The 22,477-nt window shown below is 47.0% G+C and carries 22 protein-coding genes; 15 read left to right on the forward strand and 7 right to left on the reverse strand.

The features are described 5' to 3' along the window. Positions 1-115: 115 nt before the first annotated feature. On the reverse strand, positions 116-1,396 hold the full coding sequence (locus ACFSKO_RS12780; protein ID WP_380252132.1) for a TRAP transporter large permease: 1,281 nt from the start codon (positions 1,394-1,396) through the stop codon (positions 116-118). Next, positions 1,393-1,899 (reverse strand): TRAP transporter small permease, encoded by a 507-nt coding sequence (locus ACFSKO_RS12785; protein WP_380252134.1) that lies wholly within the window; start codon positions 1,897-1,899, stop codon positions 1,393-1,395. The genes ACFSKO_RS12780 and ACFSKO_RS12785 overlap by 4 nt, the downstream gene beginning before the upstream one ends. Before the next feature lie 232 nt (positions 1,900-2,131). Here ACFSKO_RS12785 and ACFSKO_RS12790 point away from each other — a divergent pair, with 232 nt between their 5' ends. Together ACFSKO_RS12790 and ACFSKO_RS12795 are read left to right on the forward strand one after the other, a co-directional pair. Further along, positions 2,132-3,010: a MurR/RpiR family transcriptional regulator gene (locus ACFSKO_RS12790; RefSeq protein ID WP_380252136.1), complete on the forward strand. Its 879-nt coding sequence runs from the start codon at positions 2,132-2,134 to the stop codon at positions 3,008-3,010. 56 nt (positions 3,011-3,066) lie between these two features. Further along, entirely contained in the window at positions 3,067-4,125 is a 1,059-nt protein-coding gene (locus ACFSKO_RS12795; RefSeq protein WP_380252138.1) for a D-TA family PLP-dependent enzyme, read from the forward strand. Positions 4,126-4,236: 111 nt separating this feature from the next. Here the strand turns inward: ACFSKO_RS12795 and ACFSKO_RS12800 are convergent, their stop codons facing one another. Genes ACFSKO_RS12800 through pxpB form a run of 3 tightly spaced genes read right to left on the reverse strand, consistent with a single transcriptional unit; the run spans position 4,237 to position 6,834 of the window. Then, positions 4,237-5,010, reverse strand: a complete 774-nt coding sequence (locus tag ACFSKO_RS12800; protein ID WP_380252140.1) for a LamB/YcsF family protein — start codon at positions 5,008-5,010, stop codon at positions 4,237-4,239. 1 nt (position 5,011) lies between these two features. Then, complete coding sequence (locus ACFSKO_RS12805) at positions 5,012-6,088, reverse strand: 5-oxoprolinase subunit C family protein (RefSeq protein WP_380252142.1); 1,077 nt, start codon at positions 6,086-6,088, stop codon at positions 5,012-5,014. After that, a complete protein-coding gene (pxpB, locus tag ACFSKO_RS12810) occupies positions 6,088-6,834 on the reverse strand; it encodes a 5-oxoprolinase subunit PxpB (protein ID WP_380252144.1) in 747 nt (248 codons plus the stop codon). Before pxpB ends, ACFSKO_RS12805 begins: the two co-directional genes overlap by 1 nt. A gap of 272 nt (positions 6,835-7,106) precedes the next feature. Here pxpB and ACFSKO_RS12815 point away from each other — a divergent pair, with 272 nt between their 5' ends. The 5 genes from ACFSKO_RS12815 (at position 7,107) to ACFSKO_RS12835 (ending at position 11,910) form a co-directional block, all read left to right on the forward strand. After that, positions 7,107-8,084 carry a TRAP transporter substrate-binding protein gene (locus ACFSKO_RS12815; protein ID WP_380252146.1) on the forward strand — a complete coding sequence of 326 codons (978 nt, stop codon included), beginning with the start codon at positions 7,107-7,109 and terminating at the stop codon, positions 8,082-8,084. 123 nt (positions 8,085-8,207) lie between these two features. Further along, positions 8,208-8,780 (forward strand): TRAP transporter small permease, encoded by a 573-nt coding sequence (locus ACFSKO_RS12820; RefSeq protein WP_380252148.1) that lies wholly within the window; start codon positions 8,208-8,210, stop codon positions 8,778-8,780. 11 nt (positions 8,781-8,791) lie between these two features. Next, positions 8,792-10,087 carry a TRAP transporter large permease gene (locus ACFSKO_RS12825; protein ID WP_380252150.1) on the forward strand — a complete coding sequence of 432 codons (1,296 nt, stop codon included), beginning with the start codon at positions 8,792-8,794 and terminating at the stop codon, positions 10,085-10,087. 8 nt (positions 10,088-10,095) lie between these two features. Then, positions 10,096-10,674 carry a winged helix DNA-binding protein gene (locus tag ACFSKO_RS12830; RefSeq protein WP_380252152.1) on the forward strand — a complete coding sequence of 193 codons (579 nt, stop codon included), beginning with the start codon at positions 10,096-10,098 and terminating at the stop codon, positions 10,672-10,674. 258 nt (positions 10,675-10,932) lie between these two features. Further along, positions 10,933-11,910 (forward strand): helix-turn-helix domain-containing protein, encoded by a 978-nt coding sequence (locus ACFSKO_RS12835; RefSeq protein WP_380252154.1) that lies wholly within the window; start codon positions 10,933-10,935, stop codon positions 11,908-11,910. Positions 11,911-11,983: 73 nt separating this feature from the next. Here ACFSKO_RS12835 and pspF read toward each other — a convergent pair whose 3' ends face one another. Next, positions 11,984-12,982: a phage shock protein operon transcriptional activator gene (gene pspF, locus ACFSKO_RS12840; RefSeq protein ID WP_380252155.1), complete on the reverse strand. Its 999-nt coding sequence runs from the start codon at positions 12,980-12,982 to the stop codon at positions 11,984-11,986. A gap of 166 nt (positions 12,983-13,148) precedes the next feature. Here pspF and pspA point away from each other — a divergent pair, with 166 nt between their 5' ends. From pspA to ACFSKO_RS12855, 3 genes are all read left to right on the forward strand, one after another. After that, entirely contained in the window at positions 13,149-13,817 is a 669-nt protein-coding gene (pspA, locus tag ACFSKO_RS12845) for a phage shock protein PspA (protein WP_380252157.1), read from the forward strand. Positions 13,818-13,898: 81 nt separating this feature from the next. Then, the gene (locus tag ACFSKO_RS12850; protein ID WP_380252159.1) at positions 13,899-14,126 is read left to right on the forward strand and encodes an envelope stress response membrane protein PspB; all 228 of its coding nucleotides are present in this window, start codon (positions 13,899-13,901) and stop codon (positions 14,124-14,126) included. 29 nt (positions 14,127-14,155) lie between these two features. Further along, positions 14,156-14,641 (forward strand): hypothetical protein, encoded by a 486-nt coding sequence (locus ACFSKO_RS12855; RefSeq protein ID WP_380252161.1) that lies wholly within the window; start codon positions 14,156-14,158, stop codon positions 14,639-14,641. Between the two features lie 231 nt (positions 14,642-14,872). Here the strand turns inward: ACFSKO_RS12855 and ACFSKO_RS12860 are convergent, their stop codons facing one another. Beyond that, on the reverse strand, positions 14,873-15,694 hold the full coding sequence (locus ACFSKO_RS12860) for a MurR/RpiR family transcriptional regulator (protein WP_380252163.1): 822 nt from the start codon (positions 15,692-15,694) through the stop codon (positions 14,873-14,875). 231 nt (positions 15,695-15,925) lie between these two features. Here ACFSKO_RS12860 and ACFSKO_RS12865 point away from each other — a divergent pair, with 231 nt between their 5' ends. From ACFSKO_RS12865 to ACFSKO_RS12885, 5 genes are all read left to right on the forward strand, one after another. Next, a complete protein-coding gene (locus ACFSKO_RS12865; RefSeq protein WP_380252165.1) occupies positions 15,926-16,945 on the forward strand; it encodes a LacI family DNA-binding transcriptional regulator in 1,020 nt (339 codons plus the stop codon). Between the two features lie 229 nt (positions 16,946-17,174). Further along, positions 17,175-18,206, forward strand: coding sequence for an ABC transporter substrate-binding protein (locus tag ACFSKO_RS12870; RefSeq protein ID WP_380252167.1), 1,032 nt, complete (start codon positions 17,175-17,177; stop codon positions 18,204-18,206). Between the two features lie 38 nt (positions 18,207-18,244). Beyond that, on the forward strand, positions 18,245-20,479 hold the full coding sequence (locus ACFSKO_RS12875; protein WP_380252169.1) for an ABC transporter permease: 2,235 nt from the start codon (positions 18,245-18,247) through the stop codon (positions 20,477-20,479). After that, on the forward strand, positions 20,476-21,546 hold the full coding sequence (locus tag ACFSKO_RS12880) for an ABC transporter ATP-binding protein (RefSeq protein ID WP_380252171.1): 1,071 nt from the start codon (positions 20,476-20,478) through the stop codon (positions 21,544-21,546). The genes ACFSKO_RS12875 and ACFSKO_RS12880 overlap by 4 nt, the downstream gene beginning before the upstream one ends. Positions 21,547-21,567: 21 nt before the next feature. After that, positions 21,568-22,389 (forward strand): inositol monophosphatase family protein, encoded by an 822-nt coding sequence (locus ACFSKO_RS12885; protein ID WP_380252173.1) that lies wholly within the window; start codon positions 21,568-21,570, stop codon positions 22,387-22,389. The last annotated feature ends 88 nt before the right edge of the window (positions 22,390-22,477 follow it).

The following is a 22,477-nucleotide window of genomic DNA, read 5'->3' on the forward strand; positions in this document are numbered from 1 at the left end:
TATGTCTCCCAATATTTCTTTTGATTTTGTTTCCCAAACTTAGCGACTGTTTCGACCTATTGATCACATACATCCAATAGGACGGGGAGCAATCGCCCTCCCTAATATCTGAGATCTAAGCGAACCCCAGCATGCGCGGAAGAGCCAAGGCAAGGTCCTCCCAAAAAGCAAAAATGAATAAAATTGCTACCTCTGCGATCAAGAAAGGCCACAGTTTTGCTGCAATTTTCTCAAGCTTTTCCCCCGTGACCGATGACAGTACAAAGAGACAAGCCCCTACGGGCGGCGTCATCAAGGAGATATTCAACGCGAGAACAAATATGATCCCGGCGTGGATTGGGTTTAAACCAACCTGCTCAGTTAGAGGAACTAAAACAGGGGCAAGCAGGATCAAAATTGCCGTAATATCCATCACCATGCCAACGGCCAGTAACATGCCTATAATCAGAGCAATGATGATGTATTTGTTATCTGAGATAGAAACGATGGCCTGTGCCAATTCTTGAGGAATGCGATTAAAGCTCAACCACCAGCCAAGAATTGCAGCAAAGGCGATAATAACAAAGATCACCCCTGTAATCCGGGCAGTTCGAATGAGCATCCCAATAAAATCAGGGACCGAGATTGAGCGGTATACAAAAACACCAATAAACAGTGCATAGGCCACGGCAATCGATGCGGCCTCCGTCGGCGTGACGATCCCCCCGAGAATACCGCCAAGAATAATGACAGGCATAAAAAGTGCTAAAATCGACGACTTAAAGATAGTCAAAAATTCGCGAAAGCTGGCTCGTTTATCTGCTTCGGGCAGGTTGTTTGCCTTAACGCCGATTGCAATAACCACCATGCAGACAAAGCAAATCAACAGTCCTGGCAGAATACCCGCGGCAAAAAGCCCGCCGATTGATACCCCCATCAGTGAGCCATAAACAACCATCAACCCAGAAGGCGGAATGGTCGGCCCAATAATTGATCCTGCAGCGGTAACCGCGCAGGCATAATCACGACTGTAGCCACGCTTTACCATTGCTGGAACCAGGGTTTTTCCAAAGGCCGCGGCATCGGCAGTCGCAGCCCCGGTAAGACCCGCAAAGAAAACAGATGCCAGCATGTTCGTGTGGGCCAAGCCCCCTCTAAAATGACCAACCAGCGTCTGTGCGAGCGAAACCAAACGGTGCGTAATCCCCGTATGATTCATGATCTCACCAGCAAGGATAAAAAATGGCATCGCCAAAAATGGGAAAATGTTTAACCCGTTGAACATACGGCTGGGCGCCAGCGCAAGAAACGATCCGCCTCCCATATCAATCAGTCCCAACACTCCGGCCAAACCAAGCGCAAAACCAATTGGCATCCCAATGAGGACCAGGACAACAAATGCTATTCCAACAATCATTGCATCACCTCATCATTTGTGTGTGTCATTACCTGCCCTTGATCTCTGAAAGCGACGAACAGGACTTGAAGCGCTGCGATCGCAGCTGAAACCGGAATTGCAGCAAAAGGCATGGCGAGTGTCATATCAAAGATCATCGCCTGACGGCTGCTGCCACCATTGGCAAAATCGATGCCGTACCAACACAAAAAAGCAAAAAGACAAAAGGTAAAAATATCAACGGAGAAGAGGCAAGTCCTCCGTAAAAACTTTGGCACCCTGTCAAGAAGTATTGATAAACCGATATGCTCTCTTCGGGCGATACCCGCAGAGATAGCCAATAACGCCGCCCATATCATTAAATATCTCGCCAATACTTCTGGCCAAGGGAGCTGCCAATGGAAAATATAACGATCCATCACACCTAACCAAACATCCAGTACGAGTAAGAGCATGAGTAATGCGACAAACCGTTCTACTATCCAGTTTAATTTTTCACTGGCCTTTGTCGCAAAATTTTTCATCCAACTCTCCAAAATGTAGCTTAATTACGTATAATGACAAGAATCGTGCCTTGTAAAGGCAAATTACGTAATTTAGCTTCATAAATTAAACAATATCTAAATTATTTATATAAATTGGAGCTGTTTTTTTAGAGTTTCATCAATTTGTGTAATTAAACTACGTAGTGTATTGTTAAAATTCAACATCACAGATAACAAAATGAATTAAAAAATCACGCAAGGAACATTAGATTTGATTGGCACTTTTGATCTCATCACAAAACTACGGAAAATGGATGGTAGCTTCAAAGCACGAGAACAGCAGGTTTCAACCTATGTCCTCGAAAACCTTGAAACGATCAGCCAAACCAGTGTCAGCAATCTTGCCAAGGCTTGCGAAGTTAGCGAACCCACCGTCATTCGGTTTTGTCGAAAATTGGGATGTGATGGTTTTAAGGACTTTAAGATCCAACTGGCTCAAAATGTTGCAGTCAGTCTTCAGTACCTATCGCGTTCAGAAAATCCAAGTACAGGAGCGTACAGTGCCATTGATCGAGTATTGAACGCCTTGGTTTCCACAACAAATTTTGCGCACAATCAACTTAACCCAGATGAGATTACAAGTGCCGTTGATGCCATCACCCAAGCAAAGACATTAATTTTTTGCGGAGTTGGCGGCGGCTCAACAACCGTTGCTTTTGACGCAGCCAATCGTTTTTTTCGACTTGGCATCACCTCTCTATCATTGAACGACGCTTATCTGTTACGGATGCATGCCGCTACACTTGGCCCTGAAGATCTTATGTTTTTTATTTCATCTACAGGAACGCCAAGGGCCCTAATTGATACCGCAAAAATTGCCAACCAATATGGCGCCACAACCATCTGCCTGACCCGCCCGAACTCTGAGTTATCAGAGATTTGCGCTCTAACAATCGGCATCGATCTTCCAGAAGATCCTGACATTTACAAACCCACGGCATCTCGTTTGGTTTTCCTCGCTATTATCGACATTCTTGCAGCTTCCGTTGCCCGAAAAATGCCGGACAAAACCAAAGAGACTCTCCGGCGTATTCGCGCCAGCTTAACCGCGCTGCACGGCAACACAGATCCCCAGCCAATTGGTGACTAAGCCTCTCTTTAGTACATCGCTTCTATTACACACTTTGCACTGAAAGATTCTTTAGAATGAGTTCTGAGAAAATCATCGAAACGCCCGCTGTTCTTATTGACCTTGAAGTGGCAAAAAAAAATATCACCCGTTTTCAGGAACACTGTGACCAATACAGCATCGCTCTACGACCTCATATAAAAACTCACAAACTCCCCTCTATGGCGAAACTTCAAATAGCCGCTGGCGCCGTTGGCATAACCTGTCAAAAAATTGGCGAAGCAGAAGTCATGGCGGATGCTGGAATTTTGGATATCCTCATTACCTACAATATTTTGGGAGCAAGCAAGTTGGCTAGGCTCGCGAAGCTGGCGAGACGGTGTAACTTATCTGTCGTCGCAGACAATGCGGTTGTCGTTAAGGGTTTGAGTCAGACTTTTTCTCAAGAAAAAAAATCTCTGGAAATTCTCATTGAATGTGATACTGGCGCGGGACGCTGCGGCGTTCAAACGACGGATGCAGTTGTTGAACTCGCAAAAATTATTTACTCGTCAAAGGGATTAACCTTAGGTGGCCTGATGACCTACCCTCCGATGGGAAAATCTCAGCAGGTGGAAAATTGGCTCAAGAAAGCAAAAGATGCCCTCGCCACTAACGACCTTCCCTGCCCAAAGATAAGCAGTGGCGGCACGCCAAATATGTGGAAATCCCAAGAGGTTCCAATCGCTGACGAGCATCGCTCTGGTACATATATTTATAACGACAGGTCTCTTATAAATACAGGTCACTGCACCAGAAACGATTGTGCTCTTAGCGTCCGCGCAACTGTTGTCAGCACTCCAACACCGGATCGCGCCATAATAGATGCAGGATCAAAGATGCTCACCTCAGACCTCCTTGGGATGAAGGGTTTCGGCTTGATCGTAGAAGCACCGGATGCACAACTCGTATCTCTGAGTGAAGAGCACGGGATCATAAATCTCTCAGAAAGCACCTGGCAGCCAAAAGTCGGTGAACTTATACACATAATTCCCAACCACGCCTGTGTCGTCACAAATATGGTGGATCATGTCTATTTAATTGAAGGGAATCGCATTGAAAAGACGCCCGTTCTTGCACGAGGCAGAGTTACATAGTTATTCTAAAAATAAGATGCTTTACGCGCAGAATTTTTACAATCGAAACTCTTATTGATCAACTACTTGAACGACCACGGAGCATGTAACCTTATTACAGTTCTACATCCCCTAAGAACTCATGACCTCCGGCAAAGTAACCAACGTATATCCGGCACTTTCAAGACGTTGTTTAACTCTATTCGCAATAGCAACAGCCTCTGCCGTATCACCATGCACACAAATGGAATGTATCGGTGTGTCTATACGCTTACCAGATGGCGTAATAATCTTACCTTCATCAAGAAAAGATAGGATCTGATCAGCAGATTGTTCTGGGTCGTGAATAACCGCATTGGGTTGAGAGCGCGGTGTTAAATTACCCTTCTCATCATACGTCCGATCCGCAAAGATTTCACCCGCTGTTGGCAAGCCAAGCTCAAGACCCGCAGTACACAGACACGACCCTGCTGTTGCCAAAAGAATAAGGGTCGGATCAATAGAGCTAATTGCCCGCGCGATTGCCCGCGACATTTCTATGTTTTCAGCTGCCATATTGTTAAGGGCGCCATGAGGCTTCACATGAGTAACACTCGTCCCTTGACTTTTAGCAACGGCCATCAAAGCGCCGATCTGATACACCATCATCGCTTCAAGTTCCGGCAGCGGGAGTATCATTTTCCGGCGTCCAAAGCCTTGTAGATCAGGGAAAGCCGGATGCGCCCCAACACTTACGCCTTTTTCTTTGGCCTTTCGGGTTGTTGTCGACATCACCAAAGGATCACCTGCATGATATCCACAAGCTATATTTGCAGAACCAATAACCTCCAACATGGCCGTATCATTACCAATACCGTATTTTCCAAAACCTTCGCCCATATCGGCATTCAAATTAACTAATTTCATTTTATTTCCCCTCTAGGTGGCCGGGGAAATGCCCGGACTTGTTTGCATCAACAACACCCCCGATCAAGTTGGCTTGGTAGAGCGCCTTTAGATCCATCACGCCTTCGCCAAAGTATTCAGAGATTGATTCGATAGCCGTTTGAATAACTAAACTCTGCTCGCGCAATGCGGCTTGAGCTTGAGACAAACTAACCAACTCAAAACGAATGTTATCACCAGGTACAAGTTGCCCTAAAACAGGAAGGTCTGCGGTAATAACCGTCGCAATTTTGGGATATCCGCCAATAGTCTGGCAGTCGACAAAGAGTATGATCGGTTGTCCGCTTCCCGGTATCTGGATAGAGCCTGGGACAAGCCCATCAGAGATCAGATCGCTACCTTTTTCGGGGCGCGGCAAAAGCTCAACGCCCTCCATTCGTATTCCCATACGATCAACATCAGGACTCACTTTATAGACTTCGTTTGAAAACTTGCCAATTTCAGATTCCGTGAAATAATCCTCTTGCGGTCCCAGCATAACGCGGACTTTTTTCACGTCTAAGTTTGGCGGAAGATTGACGATTTTCTCCATACCGTCGCGCGATGCATCCAACTTTGCTGTAATCTTATCTCCAGCTTGTAACGGCAGCCCGTTAACACCGCCGAGTTTTGCTCTGGCATATGTAGAATAACTCTCAAGGATCGGCGTGAGTTCAATCCCTCCCTCAACAGTAAGATATCCTGTTGCCCCAGATTCCAGTGAAGAAACTGAGAGTACATCTCCTTCGTTGAGATTGACCGTTTGCCAAGAAGAAAGACTCTGCTTTTCTCCATTTTCAGCCAACGTTAGTTCAGCAGTGATATTCCCGGCAAGTCCGAGACGAAGACGCCCCTTTTCCGCAACTACTTTTGGGCCAAGAAACCGGAATTCAATTGCAGGAACAAAAGGATCATTACCAACTAAAGCATTTCCAATCTGCATGGCAACAGAATCAGCAGCACCGCTTCTCGGTACCCCAAACCCTGCATAACCTCGTCGGCCTTGATCTTGAATGGAGGACACAATTCCTGGAGAAATTATTTTAAGGATCGCCCCCATCAAATCCCTCCCTTTTCCATAAGAAAAGATTGTGGGTTCAACTGACCGCTGTTCAGCTCACCCTGTAATTTTTCATACTCTGAGATAGAAATAGGATCAAACCGAACACGTCCACCCGGAGATAACAAACTTGGCTGCGACCATGCCGAATTAAAAAAAGGAACCGGGCACCTTGCAAGTAGATGCCAGCCACCCGGACTTTCCCAAGGATAAACGGCTGTTTGTTCATTAGCGATGCCAACTGATCCAGCAGGTACTCTCACACGGGGACTGATCCTCCTCGGGAACCGTAATCTTTCGTCAATTTCTCCCAAAAAAGCAAACCCCGGAAGAAAGCCGATGAGAAAAACGTCATAAATAAGTGAGCTATGAAGATCAACAACCTCTTGGGATTTCAAACCACTTCTTTGCGCAACATCATCCAAATCGGGGGCATATTCGCCGCTGTAGCAAGCTGGGAGTGTCCAAATTGGCCCTGCTCTCTCCACTTCACTCGCAGACTCTTGTGCCAGTGCAGCAACACGTGCACGCACCAGCTCATAATCAGCGATATAGGGATCTAAACATACCGTAAGAGAACGGCTGGCGGATATTACATCCAAAATACCAACCAATGCCCCCACATCAGTTTCGTCTTGTACTCGGGCACGCAAAGCACGCACGCGCCGCGCCCCCAAGGCCCCTTTTAGAGCCGGAAATTCAATCGTAAAGGCGCTATCACCCAATGTAAGGACTCGAATATCCACGTTAGCTCTCTTCGTTTTTCTTATATTGAACTACAGCATCGGGTACACTTCAACAACAAATCGTTATTGTTTTATTGACTATTTGTCAACAAAACGTCATTGTTGAATTATGCGTAAATGATGACACACGTTACTCGGCTCATTCTTCACGCAGAAATAAAGAGAAAAACTCGTATTTCCCTTCGTGTAATTCAGGAAAGAACGAGCCAATAAAAACGTGATGGCCATTATAAATAGAGGCCGAATTACAGAAACCCTGGGAGGTTTTCAAAATGAAAATGTTACGTAACTTCACCGCTGGTGTCGCAGTTCTTGCTATGGGAACCGTTGCGACCGCATCTGCAGATACTTGGGATATGCCTACACCTTATCCCGACAAAACATTCCACACCGCCAACATCATTGAATTTGCCAAAGATGTTGAAGCCGCCACAAACGGTGACTTGAAAATCAAAGTCCATTCAGCTGGCTCGCTTTTCAAACACCCAGAAATCAAAAATGCCGTCCGTAGTGGACAAGTGCCTATTGGTGAGTTCTTCCTCTCCCGCTTGTCCAACGAACATGCTGCTTTTGGCGCTGACTCACTTCCTTTCCTCGCAACCAATTACGATGAAGCTGGCAAATTGTGGTCCGCGCAAAAACCCGTAATCAGCAAGTTGCTCGACAAACAAGGCCTGATGCCTCTTTTCTCTGTTCCTTGGCCACCACAAGGTCTTTATACAAAGAAGGAGATCACTTCCGTTGATGACCTCAAAGGATTGAAATTCCGGGCGTATAACGCAACACTGGAAAAGTTCGCTTCTCTCACGGGTGCGGCACCAACACAAGTAGAAGTCCCTGACATTCCACAAGCCTATGCTACAGGACGCGTTGAAGCCATGATCACGTCTCCTTCTACTGGCGCAAACAGCAAAGCATGGGATTTCGTTTCTCACTATACTCATATCCAGGCTTGGGTTCCTAAAAACATCGTTGTGATCAACAAGAAGTATTGGCGCAAACTGGACGAAACCACTCAACAGCTTGTTCTTGCTGCAGCTGAAAAAGCTGAAAAACGTGGTTGGGCAATGAGCCAAGACGAAACAAAAAACAAAATTAAAATCATGAAAGACAACGGTGTGATTATTGTTAATCCACCTGCAGAGAAGCTGATGACAGGCTTGAAAGAGGTCGGCAACGGTATGCTCACTGAGTGGAAAGATACAGCTGGCAATGAAGGCGCAGAAATTCTGTCCTCCTACAGCAACTAATTTTTCCTGATGGGCGGTCTCTCTGTTTAAACAGAGGACCGCCCATACTTTATTAAGGATACTCTGCCTTCATTCGTACAGATATTCTTATAACATGATCGTCAGCTAAAGGTGAGCCCGACCATGCGACAGCTCCTCAATAAAATATACACCATCAGTGGATGGGCAGCGGCGTTTTTCATTGTCGCAATCTGTCTCACCGTCATGGCTCAGGTCGCACTCAACTTAGCTGACCGATTAAGCAGCATGATAACTGGCGAAGCTATCGGACTGACAATTCCATCTTACGCGGATTTTACAGGATTTTTCCTTGCTGGCGCATCGTTTTTGGCCCTTGCCTACACCCTAAGAGATGGTAGCCACATACGTGTGTCTTTACTTTTGCAGCATTTCTCTCCCAAAATCCGTAATTTTGTCGAAATCTGGTGCTTAGGCATAGCCGCAGTAATGGCATTATACTTCACAGTCTATACCGGATTTCTGGTTCATGAATCATTTATCTATAACGATTTATCCCCCGGCATAGTTGCCATACCGATATGGATACCCATGATGCCTATGCTCATCGGGTTATCCATTTTATCCCTTGCCCTTCTCGACGAGTTGATCTGCGTGCTCTGCGGTCACAAGCCGAGCTATGAAGGCAAAGGTGAGAACTTACTAGAACAAGATCATGCTGATCTTCACGCGGAATAAGGGGTCATAAAATGTCTGAAATTTATCTCACACTTCTTTTGTTACTGACCCTTTTCGCCCTACTTGGATCTGGTGTCTGGGTTGCCTTCTCCCTTTTTGGCGTTGGCCTTTTTGGCATGGTTGCCTTTACCGATGCGCCCGTTGGCGATGTCCTCGCCACCACCGCTTGGGGTGCGAGTAACTCCTGGGCTCTTGCTGCGTTACCGTTATTTATCTGGATGGGCGAGATTCTATTCCGCTCCCGCCTATCCGAAGATATGTTTAGCGGCCTATCCCCCTGGATGGGAAAGATCCCAGGTAAACTTTTACATGTGAATATTTTTGGTTGCGCCATTTTTGCAGCGGTATCCGGTTCTTCCGCAGCAACCGCAGCAACCATTGGTAAGATGTCCATACCCGAGCTATCCAAACGTAAATATCCCGAAAGCATGATGATCGGCACTCTCGCGGGTTCCGCAACTCTCGGACTTCTCATCCCACCATCAATCATCCTAATTGTTTATGGCGTTGCTACCGAGCAATCTATCGCCCGTCTCTTTATCGCAGGCGTAATACCCGGACTATTACTGGTCGCTCTTTTTGTCGGCTTTGTCGCCATTTGGGCCTTACTGAACAAAGACCAACTTCCGGATATCATCGAACAAATTTCTTTTGTTGAAAAACTAAAACGCGCCAAAAGTTTGCTCCCGGTCATCATTTTGATTTCCGGCGTTATCGGCTCAATTTATTCTGGCATTGCATCCCCTACAGATGCCGCCGCTGTTGGCGTCACACTCGCGCTTCTCCTATCGTGGTATACAGGCGACCTTAACAAGGCCTCCTTTATGGAAGGGCTTATGGGAGCAACCAAAACGTCCTGCATGATCGCCTTTATTTTGGCAGGAGCTGCCTTTTTGACTGTCGCCATGGGCTTTACAGGCATCCCCAAATTACTGGCGATATGGATTGGCGGCCTGGGCTTAAGCACTTACGGGCTTCTTGCAGCCCTTACCGTTTTCTTTGTCGTGCTGGGCTGTTTCTTAGACGGTATTAGTGTCGTTGTCCTCACCACATCTGTAATCATGCCACTGGTCGAACAAGCAGGCATAGATCCACTTTGGTTTGGTATCTATATCGTCATCGTGGTTGAGATGTCACAAATCACACCGCCTGTCGGCTTCAACCTCTTTGTCCTGCAGGCCCTAACGGGAAGAAACATACTGACAGTCGCGAAAGCAGCCCTGCCTTTCTTTGGTCTTCTGGTTCTGGCACTCGCTATTATCATTGCCGTACCAGAGATCGTGACTTATCTTCCCAACAACATGTAGACAGGATGATGTCACACCTTAGGCAATGTTTTAATCACTCACGAAAAAGGTCCGTTATGTCTGATTCAACCGACACGCCAAAACCACCCCGCCCGATTGTTTCTTCGGAGCACTTGGCGAGTGAACACGGTTGGCAGATGAGTGAATTGGAATACGGATTGATCATCGCCTTTAACGGCTTTTCACGCTGGATGGTCCGCTGCATGAATGCGGCGGGCCACCAGGATTTCAATCCTTTGGATGTTCTCGTGCTCCACAATGTGAACCACCGCAACAGAGAAAAACGCCTGAACGACATATGTTTCGTCCTCAATGTCGAAGATCCTCACACAGTCAACTACTCCTTAAAGAAGCTGATCAAAGCCAAGCTGGTAAAAGGCACAAAACGAGGCAAAGAAATCTTCTACTCCCCCACAGAACAAGGTGAAGAAGCCTGCTCGGAGTACCGTAAAATTCGAGAACTCTGTCTAATCGATCCTGCAGTCTCCACGGATTCAAAATCTGATGAAATCTCGCACACTGCTCAGGTACTACGTAGTATCTCCGGCCTTTACGACCAAGCATCAAGGGCTGCTGCCTCCCTGTAACTCTTTATTATAAAGCCCCAAACTCCCTATTTGAACAATTGCCACTTACGGCCAAGTAACCACAATCCCCATAGAGCAGCCTTGAACGTTTGCGCAAAGCTCTGAGTTGTTTTACGCTCAAGGCAAAAGAGGTGTGAAAACAGGCACACCCCGCAGCCAAAAGAGCTGCACCACAAAAAAATAGACCCTTGCGCTCCCCAAAAATTCAAGTCCGAATTTGGGTTGTGTATTTCAGTCTATTACGTCTGGGATGAAAAAATGGGATCCGCAACTAACCACGCAGTGCATGTTGAAAGTACTTTGCAAGCAAATGGTGCTGCCAAGCACGCCATTGCCGCCTCTTGGCAGCGATCAAAACTCCTTCACCAACTTCATCCCGATCACAAGCGTCCGCCAGAACGTATGTCTTCTCGCGAATTAAAAGAAGCTCGTGAACAGCTTGGCTCTCTGGTCAGCACCGCCGAAAGCAGTTTGGATAGACTGTATCTTGCTGTTGGGAATGTGGGTTGTTGCGTTATTCTCGCCGATGCCAATGGCGTCGCGGTCGACAGACGAGGCGCCGTAACCGATGATAAAACATTTCGCGAATGGGGATTGTGGACCGGATCACTCTGGAGTGAAAATAGCGAAGGCACCAATGGAATTGGCACCTGTATCGTTGAAAAACGCGCCCTAACTATCCACAAAGAACAACACTTCCACAGCAAAAACACCAACCTTTCCTGTAGCGCAGCTCCGATTTTTGACCACGAAGGCAAGCTCTTGGCAGCAATAGACGTCTCATCTTGTCGCGCAGATCTTACCGCAGAGTTCGCCAGGGTCATCTCTATGTCAGTTGTCGATGCCGCTCGCCACATAGAATCAGAACACTTTCGACAGTCTTTTTCCGATGCAGATATTATATTAACATCCTCTCCAAGCAGGCAAAGCGGCGTTACCAGCGATCATAGTCCTTCTCTTCTGGCCATTGACCAAGATGGCATCGTTGTTGGTGCAACTCGTGGAGCACGACGGATTTACGGGTTACAGAATGATGCCTTAAAGACCCCACTCCTGTTATCTGATCTTTATGGTAAAAAAATAAATCACGCCAAGGAATACGAACTGGCGGAGAGAAGGGTTATCCTTCAAGCCCTAGCACACACACACGGTAACGTTTCCGCAGCAGCAACATCCATGGGGATCAGCCGGGCAACACTTCATCGGAAGATCAAGTTCCTTGGCCTAGAAATCTAACTTGAAATTTCACCCGTAAACGGGCTCTTCATTTCGCTCTTATTTATTTTTCAACAACCGTCATCTACACGCATTAACCTGACCGTGTTGATACATCGTGCTTTTTCAGCAACCGCCTGAGTTGATGATAGCTTAATCCCATCGCCAGTGCGGCATCGGTTTGATTAAACTGAAATCTGCTTAAAGCCTCGGTCAACAATTGCACCTCATAGTCACTTACTGATTTCGCAAAGTCATCAGAGGACTTTACAATAGGCACTTCACTGCCGCCTGAGCGCTCGTCTTCATTCCCAAAGCGCCACGGACTATCAAAGGGGTTAATAAATATGTGATCAATTGCCTCATCCAAGGGAGGCAACCGACAAATCGTTCGCTCAACAGCATTGCGAAGCTCCCTGATATTACCCGGCCACCGATATTCCAATAATTGTTTTTGTGCCGCACCGGTAAAGCCGGGAAAATGATCCCGCCCAACTTCTCGCGTGACCTCCATCGCAAAATGTCGGGCCAGAGTTAATATATCCTTCGGGCGCACCCTCAAAGGGGGCAGAGTAATAACATCGAAAGCGAGCCGATCCAAAAGGTCCGCACGAAACTCTCCCTTTTCGGCAAGCGCGGGCAGATCAACATTAGCAGCCCCAATAACCCGAACATCAACACTGAGCGTTTCGCTGCCACCAACCCTCTCAAATTCTCCGTACTCAATAATCCTTAGGACTTTTTCCTGAACAGCTTGTGAGGCTGTTGCAATTTCATCCAGGATAAGCGTTCCACCATCCGCACGCTCAAACCGACCAATATGTGTCTTCTGCGCCCCGGTAAAGGCGCCGCGCTCGTGACCAAAAAGTTCACTTTCCAGCAAACTGTCCGTCAGAGCCGCGCAGTTAATCTTGACCAACGGCCCGTCCCAACGCTTTGACAGATAGTGCAGGCGGGATGTAAAAAGTTCCTTCCCCGTACCACGCTCGCCCACAACCAGACAGGGCTTATCAATCAGAGCCAGACGAGAGGTTTTCTCAACGACATCCAAAAAAATTGGATCTTCACCAATGATGTTTACAAGTGTTTCCATGATTCATTATATCGCTATTCGTTAGCGAAAATCGACATTTATTGTCTAATTTTACAATAAAATTATATGTAAAATTCATTAACCCATTGAATTATATAACTTCATGTAACTGGCACGCACTGTGCAAAGTAGAGAGAAATTACTTAGTCCTCGAAAGGAAATTGTTATGAGTATCTTTTCCCGTCTCACCGACATCGTTAATTCCAACGTCAACTCCTTGTTGGATCGTGCGGAAGACCCGGAAAAAATGGCCCGTCTGATGATACAGGAAATGGAAGACACTCTGATCGAAGTTAGATCATCTTCCGTTAAGGCCATTGCAGACAAAAAGGACATCGAGAAAAAACTCATTAGCCTAGAAACCTCGCAAACAGAATGGGCAGAAAAAGCTGAATTCGCCCTGAGCAAGGACAGAGATGACCTTGCCAAAGGCGCTCTGGTTGCAAAGAGAAGAATTGAAGAACAGGCCCAAGCCTTGAAAAACGAATTATCCTTCATAGATGAAAGCCTCGCCAAGTCCGGCGATGACCTCGCCAAGCTTCAGACTAAACTAGACGAAGCCAAGGCCAAGAAAAAATCTATGGAAATTCGTTTAAATACAGCAGAGAAGCGGGTTAAACTACGCAAAACAACTTATGATGGCCGCGTAGATGATGCCCTCGCCCGTTATGACAACTTGGAACGTAAAATTACAGAGCTGGATGCCGAGGCTGATTCTTACGACCTTGGTCGTAAAAAAACTTTAAGTGATGAATTCTCAGAACTTGAGGCTGATTCAGAAGTTGCAGACGAGCTGGCCTCTTTGAAAGTAAAAATGGCCAAGTCAAAAAAGTAATGCGACAAACGGCTATGAGCGGCTCTCGCGGCTCGAATTTAGGCTAAGCCAAGTTTAGAACATAAGAAAGAGAACGTACAAATGAGCTTCGCTGTGGTTTTATTCGTCCCCCTGGTTGTCTTCTTGTCAATCGTAGCGCCGCTATGGATCATCTTCCATTATGTAACCAAGTGGAAATCTATAAAAAAACAGGACCTTGGGAACGGCATGATTGCCGTCCCCAAAGACGAAATACTAAAGCTGCGTGACGTTGCCAACAAACTAGCTGACCGCGTTGCAACACTCGAGCGAGTTCTTGAGCAAGAATAAAGACAAGACGAAGCGGATGGGACAATAAAATGCAAAATCATCACAGTAACAAATATCACAATTACAAAGCCCCGGAACACCACGGCCCAATTCACCGTGTAACCCAGGCCCTCGCCAATAAATTTAACATCCCGCGAAAGATTATTCTGGCTGGGTTTATCATCGGCGTATTTGTAAACTTTTTACTGACACTTATCGTCTTCTTATTGGCCCTCTACTGGACCAATAATCCTGAAAAAGTAGAGCGTAAATTCAACGAAGCCGCATCAAAGGTGCGCGAGTGGACTGCACCCAGCCCAAAAAACTCTAATCAAAATCAATACGCCTATGCCGGATCAGCGGCATCCGCTGGACGGGCCAAGCAGCCTGCACAAGATGTCGATTTTGATTTCTCCGATCTCCGTCGTCAGTTCGACGATCTCGAAAATCGCACAGCCGGAATGGAAAAACACGTTTCTTCAGAAGAGTACAAGCTGAACAAAGAGTTCAGAGAAATGAAGAAAAACGGTGAGTAGTCGCGGCTTCTCTTTAATTCTCACTTTGACTAGCCAAGACAGAACCTACAGATAAAATCTGTCGGGGGCCTTTGTATAAATCAAAACCACCAATTCCAATAGCTTGATTGAAAAAGCAAAAAAAAAAAAATGATTGAGAGTGGTAAAAAAACAAAAACGGCCACTTAATATGAGCTGCGGAGGCTGGAGATTTATTCTCCAACCTCCGCAAACCTTAACGGCTCTATAGAACTACCTCTGCAAGACGCGCCCCAGCGCCACGACCAAAGTCAAGGCAAGGGTCATTGTTGCGGCAAGAGAGCGGAAGGCATGAACTTCAACGTCCTCAACCTCAAGACAAACATCAGAGTTCTTGACCAAAGGACTGAGCACCCCGTCACTGATGGACACCACCGGAATGCCCTTTTCCCGGGTTTCTTTCACCAGCTGGATCACTTCTGGTGAATAACTTTTAAAACTAATCGCGAGTAACGCGTCGCCTTCTCTGATCGAACGCCCTTGCTCACAGAACATCCCCCCATTCCCATCGATAAGGACACAACGCTTGTCCAGCTGCGCAAAGGCATAGGCAAGATAACTGGCAACAGGAAAAGAGCGCCTCTGCGCAGCCAAATAAATAACATCCGCATCACTAAGGTATCTGACAGCCGCGTCAAATTTATCCGGATCAACGACCTCTCGCAGATTATCCAGCGCCGCGATACCTCCTTGAATAAAATCATCAAGTACGATGTTACGTGTCTCTGCCGTTACCTTTTCATCACCCCCAAAGGATCGGATACGTTCTTTATAATTAGCACCACTTTCGACAAGATGAGTTCGGAAAACGCGCTGCATTTCACTGAACCCACTATAACCGAAAGCCTTAGCAAAGCGGATCAGGCTCGATGGCTGTACTGCCGCCCGTTCAGCAATACCGGAAACGGTTTCCAGCGCCATATCATTTGGATTGTCGAGCGCATACTCCGCAATCTGTTTGAGACGCTTGCTTAAATCCTCGTGTCGGGATGCCAATTCATTGCGCAAATCTTCGTATGTATCCGGAGCCGTCATCGGTACCTCTTCCTCGTTTTCTGATTCTTGATACCAGAAATCTGCAAAAATGGAATAAAAATTCTACATAGAGAATAAATATTTTTTAGTAATTATTGCCTCCCGAACACCCCGCTTGGCTTCGCAGCTCGAAGTGTCTGTTAAAAATTCTATCGTAGAATCATGCAAACGATTGCACAAACATTACTCTAAATGCAATATTGCTTTAAAATGAAGCCCACAGGTTAAGCAATGAAATCAAAAAACATTACCTCTGCAGATGTCGCCCGATTAGCTGGCGTCTCACGCTCAACCGTGTCCCGGTGCTTCAAAGCAGACAGCAGGATCTCTGACGAAACCCGAAAAAGGGTCATCGAAATCGCAGATCAGGTTGGCTATCAAGTCAACAAAATTGCACGCTCCATGATCACGCGAGAGAGTGATCTGGTCGGGGTTGTGTCCTCTGGACTACACGATCCCTTTGCTGTGGTATTAATCGACGAATTGATCACAACACTCCAGAAAATGGGCTTACACCCCATACTGCTTGATGCGTCCAATGAAGCACAGCTCGAAATATCCATCAAAAAATTGGCACAGTATCAGGTTAAAAGCATTATCATCACCTCTGGCAGCCCCTCATCTGCCATTGGCGCCCAATTTGTGAGCCTCAACATTCCCGTCGTCCTCCTCAACCGTGCAGGGCAACTGGATCAAGCAAATCTGGTTAATTGTGACAACAAAACCGGTAGCACTCTAGCGGCAAAAATCTTTCGAGAAGCAGGCCATACCAACCTGGCCTTTATCAACAGTAAAAGCAGTACCTATAGCGGCAGAAAACGCGGTGAATATTTCGAACAAGCGCTCAGCCTTCAAATTGAATCCGGTGACGTTCGCTTACGCCAGATCCAGACCGACGTTGCCGGGTATGAAGGGGGGTATGAAGCCGCCTTAAAGCTTCTAAAAAACACCGATCACCCCACTGGTTTTTACTGCGCAACAGACAATGTTGCCTTTGGCTTTATGGATGCGGCCCGATACGAGATGGGTAAGAAAATCCCTGAAGATTTTTCCATTATTGGCTTTGATGACCTACCCCTTTCTGCGCGCGCCTCTTACAACCTGACAACAATCCGCCAATGCCCCAAAGACATCGCAAGAGCCACAGCTGACTGCATCCAATCCATTGGCATTCTAACAAAACCCAAACGCACAACCATCCCCGTAAAGCTTATCCCCCGCGGCACGGTTTCCCGTGTAAAAAACTCATAAACATTATACTTTCTGCCCCTTCACCTCCCATCAACTAAATAGAAAATTCATTCTATTAATATTTTAATTGAAATACTTCTTTCATTTATTATTTTATCCCCTTATCATCTTTAAAACTCGATAGTATTGGGTGAGTTTTTTTGCACTTTTTGTGCACACGTTTGCACAATATTATTTCAAACGAGGAAACAACCTCGTTAAACAGACCGACACGGGAGGCCAAAAGGGCATGACAAAAAAAAATATCGTACTTGGTTTTGCATTAGCCGCAGCTTGCGCTATTTCAGCACTACCAGCACAGGCAAAAGAAAAACTAAACGTACTTTGCGCCGCGGACGAAGAATGGTGCAATCTCATGAAATCTACCTTTGAGAAAGAGTCCGGGGTAGATGTCTCAATGGTACGTAAAAGCTCTGGCGAGATATTCGCACACATCAAAGCAGAAGCACGCAACCCAAAAGTTGATATCTGGTGGGGCGGCACAGGCGATCCGCACTTACAAGCTGCCGCTGAAGAACTTACCACTGAATATAAGTCCAAACAAATTGATAACCTTCTTGAGTGGGCCCAAAACCAGGCAAAAGAAGGCGATTACAAAACTGTTGGTATCTATGCAGGTGCCCTTGGTATTGGCTATAACGAAGAACTCCTAAAATCGAAAGGCCTGCCAGCTCCTAAATGCTGGGCTGATCTAACCGATCCCGTCTACAAGGGCGAAATACAGATGGCCAATCCGAACTCTTCTGGAACAGCCTATACCGCTCTGGCAACTGTGGTTCAGCTTTTTGGCGAAGAAAAGGGCTTTGAATTCCTCGCCGGCCTACACGCCAACATCAACCAATATACAAAATCTGGCTCTGCGCCGATCAAGGCCTCCGCGCGCGGCGAGACCACACTAGCTATCACCTTCATGCATGACATGGTAAAACAGGTCAAAAAAGGCTTCCCGATTAAAGTCGTCGCCCCGTGTGAAGGCACAGGTTATGAAGTTGGCTCCATGAGCATTATCAAAGGAGCACGCAATCTGGAAAATGCTCAAAAATTTGCGGAGTTCGCCCTTCGTCCTGACATTCAATCCATGGCTGAACAAGCTAAAGCTTACCAGGTTCCATCCAATTCAGGATCAACCGTTCCTGAAGGCGCACCAAAACTTACTGAGATCAAACTCATCAATTATGATTTCGCCACCTATGGCTCCAGCGACACCCGCAAGCGTCTGCTGAAGCGTTGGGATGACGAAATCAAATCCCTACCGCGTTAAGGTAAGTAGGGATAATGGGGACAGAAGGAGGAAATATCGTGCGTACTTCTTTCTTTCCATGGCTGGCTATGGGGTGGATTGGCTTTGCGATCCTCCCATGGTACGTCATCGAAGATGGGTTTTGGGCATTCGAATGGGTCCTGGATGGCTATCCGTTTGATAGTGATTATGCGTCCGCTCTGGTTCAAATTACATTAGGGAAAGAGTGGTTACTGCCGCTTATTTTCCCTCTTCTGGCCCCCCTTTTTATTGTAAAGCGGATCAAAAGCGATCCGGTTTACGCACAAACTCTCATTATTTCTGGCGGTTTTGGCCTCCTGTATCTTCTAGGACAAGGCTTCATCCTCGGTATCGGCGGCTGGGAGTTTGGTGTCCTGGAAAACACTTTCGGGGCTTTGGAAACCCGCCAGTACGGTATGGGGTATGGCGCCCTCCTGACTGCAGGAGCGTATTTAATACTGCTGACAACAGGTTTGGCTGCAACAGGCTATTTACGCGGGGATGTTTTTGTTACATCCGCCATTGGTATTGTCATTGCGCTAGTCGCGACGTTTGTTTTCCTCCCCGTTGGAAAAATTCTGTTCTCAGCCTTTGTTGATGAAAACGGCCTCTATGCGCTCAGTGCTTTTAGCGATAACTTTTTCAACAAAAAAATCTGGGGTCTGGGATGCCTCACCTCAACGGTTTCTTGCGGCGTAGGTTTGAACTCTCTTTTCCTTGCAATCATGACCGGGACAGCGACCACTCTTCTCGGCCTAGCTTTTGCTTTGGTTGCCACCAGAACTGACTTTCGTTGGAAAAAATCACTTCGAGTTTTAACCATACTACCGATTATTACACCGCCATTTGTGATTGGCCTCGCCTTGATATTACTTCTAGGTCGCGCCGGATCAATTACCCAGTTTGTATCGGAAATTCTGAATATTGAACCTGGTCGTTGGCTCTATGGATTACCGGGGGTCTGGCTCGCGCAAACGCTATCCTTCACCCCCATCGCCTTCTTGGTTTTGATCGGTGTCGTTGAAGGGGTAAGCCCGTCGATGGAAGAAGCCTCTCAAACCCTTGGTGCCAGTCGGTGGCAGACCTTTAAAAATGTATCGCTACCCTTAATGCGCCCGGGTCTGGCCAACGCCTTTCTTATTGGTTTTATCGAAAGCATGGCTGATTTTGGGAACCCCATGGTACTCGGCGGAAACTACGACGTGCTCTCGACAGAAATTTTCTTTGCCATCGTTGGCGCTCAAAACGATCAATCCCGTGCTGCTGTCCTTGCCATTGTCCTGCTGACCTTTACCTTGAGTGCCTTCTTCGCCCAAAGAATATGGCTTGGCAAAAAATCTTATACCACTGTTGTCGGCAAAGCTGAATCAGGGGCACACGCAGGAATGAACCCGCTTCTGCGATGGGTTTGCCTCGGTGTAACCATCCCTTGGGCAGCCTTTACCATCGTCATTTATGCAACCGTACTTTTCGGTGGTTTTGTCGTGAACTGGGGACGAGACAATAGCTTCACGTTGATGCACTACGCCGAAGGGTTTTCTGTTGGCTGGGGAGAAAGTGGCTTGAGTTGGGACGGCACGGCCTGGGACTCTTTTTGGACCACCATCACCATCTCAGCAATAGCAGCGCCGCTCACCGCAGGGCTAGGCTTGCTTACAAGTTACCTTTTGGTACGACAGAGGTTCAAAGGTAAAAGTCTGTTTGAGTTTGGCACCATGTTGAGTTTTGCCATTCCCGGAACTGTCATTGGTGTCAGTTATATCCTCGCCTTTAACGTCCCCCCCTTTGAGCTAACAGGCACCGCAGCAATACTTGTGCTTTGTTTTATGTTTCGAAACATGCCCGTTGGTGTGCGCGGCGGGATCGCCGCCATGAGCCAGCTGGATAAAAGTCTGGATGAGGCATCTCTCACACTCGGCGCCAACAGTCTTACCACCCTTCGAAGGGTTATACTGCCGCTCCTCCGCCCCGCAATCGTCGCAGCTTTGGTTTATAGTTTCGTCCGCGCAATTACCTCGGTGAGCGCGGTTATATTTCTGGTCAGTGCCGACCATAATATGGCGACGTCCTATATCATTGGGCTGGTTGAAAACGGTGAATATGGCATTGCCATTGCGTACTCTTCTGTTCTGATTGTGGTCATGCTGCTGGCCATTATTTTGGTGCAGAAGGTCATTGGAGAGAGAAAACTTCGCCGTCGAAACCGTGTCGAAAATACCTCACACCAATCAACGCCCCTTACGTCATCGTCTCCAAGGGAGAAACAAGCATGAGCCTGCACCTTAAACCCGGGTCCGTTGTATTCGAAAACGTCACAAAAAAATATGGTGCCGTAACAGCAATTAACGATGTCTCTTTTACCATCGAACCTGGCAACCTTGTCACCCTTCTCGGCCCCAGCGGCTGTGGCAAAACCACAACCTTGCGCATGATTGCCGGATTAGAACACCCAACATCAGGCCGTATATTAATCGGTGGCAAAGACGTAACAAATTTACCCGCGACCGACCGTGATGTCAGTATGGTATTCCAGTCCTACGCCCTCTTCCCCCATATGACAGTTGGTGAAAATGTCGCTTACGGCCTTTCTGTAAGTGGCTTGTCAAAAAAAGAAGCCGCAGAGCGTGCCAAAGAAGGCCTCTCTCTCGTTGGTCTTGAAGGTTACGAAACCCGTTTGCCAAGTGAACTCTCTGGCGGACAACAGCAAAGGGTCGCTGTTGCAAGAGCATTGGTTCTTGAACCAGAAGTTCTGTTACTCGACGAGCCCCTATCAAACCTTGATGCCAAGCTTCGCCGCAAGGTCCGTGAAGAAATTCGGGACCTACAACAAAAGCTGGGCCTAACTGCGGTTTACGTTACCCACGACCAAGAAGAAGCCCTTGCGGTATCGGATCGTATCATTGTGATGAACAGGTCTGTTATTGCCCAGGAAGGCACCCCTCGGGAACTCTACGAAACACCAGCGTCATCTTTTATTGCTGACTTTATCGGCGATGCAAATCTGGTTGAGGGTGAAATTCTGGATCAAGATGACACCAATGCAAATGTGCGCATCGACACCCTCCAATGCAAACTCCCTCATCGCGGCTTTAGCAATGGCCCAACCAAGGTTGCAATCCGCCCTGACTCAATCCTGCTAGAACAGAACAACCCAGAAATCAACGGGATCAAGGGCAACGTTACGCATGCTTCTTATCTGGGAAATCAGATCCACTACTCTGTTGATAGTTCATTGGGTGAACTTTTCGTTGTTGATTACCGCATCGACAATGCCATTGCCGCCGGCAGTGACATCTCCATTACTTTCGCGACAAAAGGCATGTCCCTGATCGCATCATAATTTTATTAAAGGATTAACAGCGTGATTCTTGATCCTCAAGAAATAAGCCCGGAAACAAAAATTGAGATCGATCGTCGCTTTCTTCACGGCAAGGCAATGATCAAACAAGCTGGCGAAACCGCTTTGGATTATTTTAATCGCCGGGACGAGCTTATTATCGAAACCAAAACTGATCCCCAAGATGTCGTCAGCATTGCTGATAAAAATGTTGAAGAGATTATTCGAAACCTTACACGCGACATTTTTCCGGGTGACGGCTATCTCGGTGAAGAACATGGACAAGAAAGTGGTTCAAACGATTATTTGTGGGTTATTGACCCCATAGATGGCACCGCCTGCTTTCTCACAGGTATGCGGTCGTGGTGTATTTCGATTGCGCTTATGAAGGGCGGTAAAATTGCCGCTGGTTTTGTTTATGATCCAAATACCGATGAGCTTTTCACAGCACTTGCAGGACAGGGCGCCCAACTAAACGGTAAAACCATCCAGACATACGATATCAAGTCCGTCACCGAAGGTGTTATGGGGATCGGAACATCTCATCGCATCCCACCATCCGAACTCCTGCCCTTTTTGGATAAATTGTTATCCGCAGGCGGCATGTTCATTCGCAACGGGTCCTGCGCTTTGATGATGTCCTACGTCGCTGCAGGGCGCCTTATTGGTTATTTTGAGCCACACATAAACTCCTGGGATTGTCTTGCAGGCATCATATTAATTACCGAAGCGGGTGGCTGGTCATCCCCCTTTCTCGATCAAGATGGACTTAATAAGGGCAACCCAATACTGGCAACGGCCAGTGGGGTCGCGCAAAATCTCCGGCAAATGGCCAATCTTACTTAAAAGAAGCCATAATTAAAGCCTCGGCCAAGCACAAAAAAGAACGCGCCAGAGCGGCGCGTTCAAGTGCAAAGGAGGACACGGTGCACAT

The organism is Kiloniella antarctica, from assembly GCF_042682825.1.
In the GTDB taxonomy this organism is placed as follows: Bacteria; Pseudomonadota; Alphaproteobacteria; order Kiloniellales; family Kiloniellaceae; genus Kiloniella; species Kiloniella antarctica.

Bases quoted from the DNA above. Each gene is read 5' to 3' on its own strand.
- pspA (WP_380252157.1), top strand. From the start codon at position 13,149: ATGAGTATCTTTTCCCGTCTCACCGACATCGTTAATTCCAACGTCAAC.
- pspF (WP_380252155.1), bottom strand. From the start codon at position 12,982: ATGGAAACACTTGTAAACATCATTGGTGAAGATCCAATTTTTTTGGAT.
- ACFSKO_RS12785 (WP_380252134.1), bottom strand. From the start codon at position 1,899: ATGAAAAATTTTGCGACAAAGGCCAGTGAAAAATTAAACTGGATAGTA.
- ACFSKO_RS12815 (WP_380252146.1), top strand. From the start codon at position 7,107: ATGAAAATGTTACGTAACTTCACCGCTGGTGTCGCAGTTCTTGCTATG.
- ACFSKO_RS12880 (WP_380252171.1), top strand. From the start codon at position 20,476: ATGAGCCTGCACCTTAAACCCGGGTCCGTTGTATTCGAAAACGTCACA.
- ACFSKO_RS12825 (WP_380252150.1), top strand. From the start codon at position 8,792: ATGTCTGAAATTTATCTCACACTTCTTTTGTTACTGACCCTTTTCGCC.
- ACFSKO_RS12780 (WP_380252132.1), bottom strand. From the start codon at position 1,396: ATGATTGTTGGAATAGCATTTGTTGTCCTGGTCCTCATTGGGATGCCA.
- ACFSKO_RS12800 (WP_380252140.1), bottom strand. From the start codon at position 5,010: ATGAAATTAGTTAATTTGAATGCCGATATGGGCGAAGGTTTTGGAAAA.
- ACFSKO_RS12860 (WP_380252163.1), bottom strand. From the start codon at position 15,694: ATGACGGCTCCGGATACATACGAAGATTTGCGCAATGAATTGGCATCC.
- ACFSKO_RS12865 (WP_380252165.1), top strand. From the start codon at position 15,926: ATGAAATCAAAAAACATTACCTCTGCAGATGTCGCCCGATTAGCTGGC.
- ACFSKO_RS12850 (WP_380252159.1), top strand. From the start codon at position 13,899: ATGAGCTTCGCTGTGGTTTTATTCGTCCCCCTGGTTGTCTTCTTGTCA.
- ACFSKO_RS12855 (WP_380252161.1), top strand. From the start codon at position 14,156: ATGCAAAATCATCACAGTAACAAATATCACAATTACAAAGCCCCGGAA.
- ACFSKO_RS12830 (WP_380252152.1), top strand. From the start codon at position 10,096: ATGTCACACCTTAGGCAATGTTTTAATCACTCACGAAAAAGGTCCGTT.
- ACFSKO_RS12820 (WP_380252148.1), top strand. From the start codon at position 8,208: ATGCGACAGCTCCTCAATAAAATATACACCATCAGTGGATGGGCAGCG.
- ACFSKO_RS12795 (WP_380252138.1), top strand. From the start codon at position 3,067: ATGAGTTCTGAGAAAATCATCGAAACGCCCGCTGTTCTTATTGACCTT.
- ACFSKO_RS12835 (WP_380252154.1), top strand. From the start codon at position 10,933: ATGGGATCCGCAACTAACCACGCAGTGCATGTTGAAAGTACTTTGCAA.
- ACFSKO_RS12870 (WP_380252167.1), top strand. From the start codon at position 17,175: ATGACAAAAAAAAATATCGTACTTGGTTTTGCATTAGCCGCAGCTTGC.
- ACFSKO_RS12805 (WP_380252142.1), bottom strand. From the start codon at position 6,088: ATGGGGGCGATCCTTAAAATAATTTCTCCAGGAATTGTGTCCTCCATT.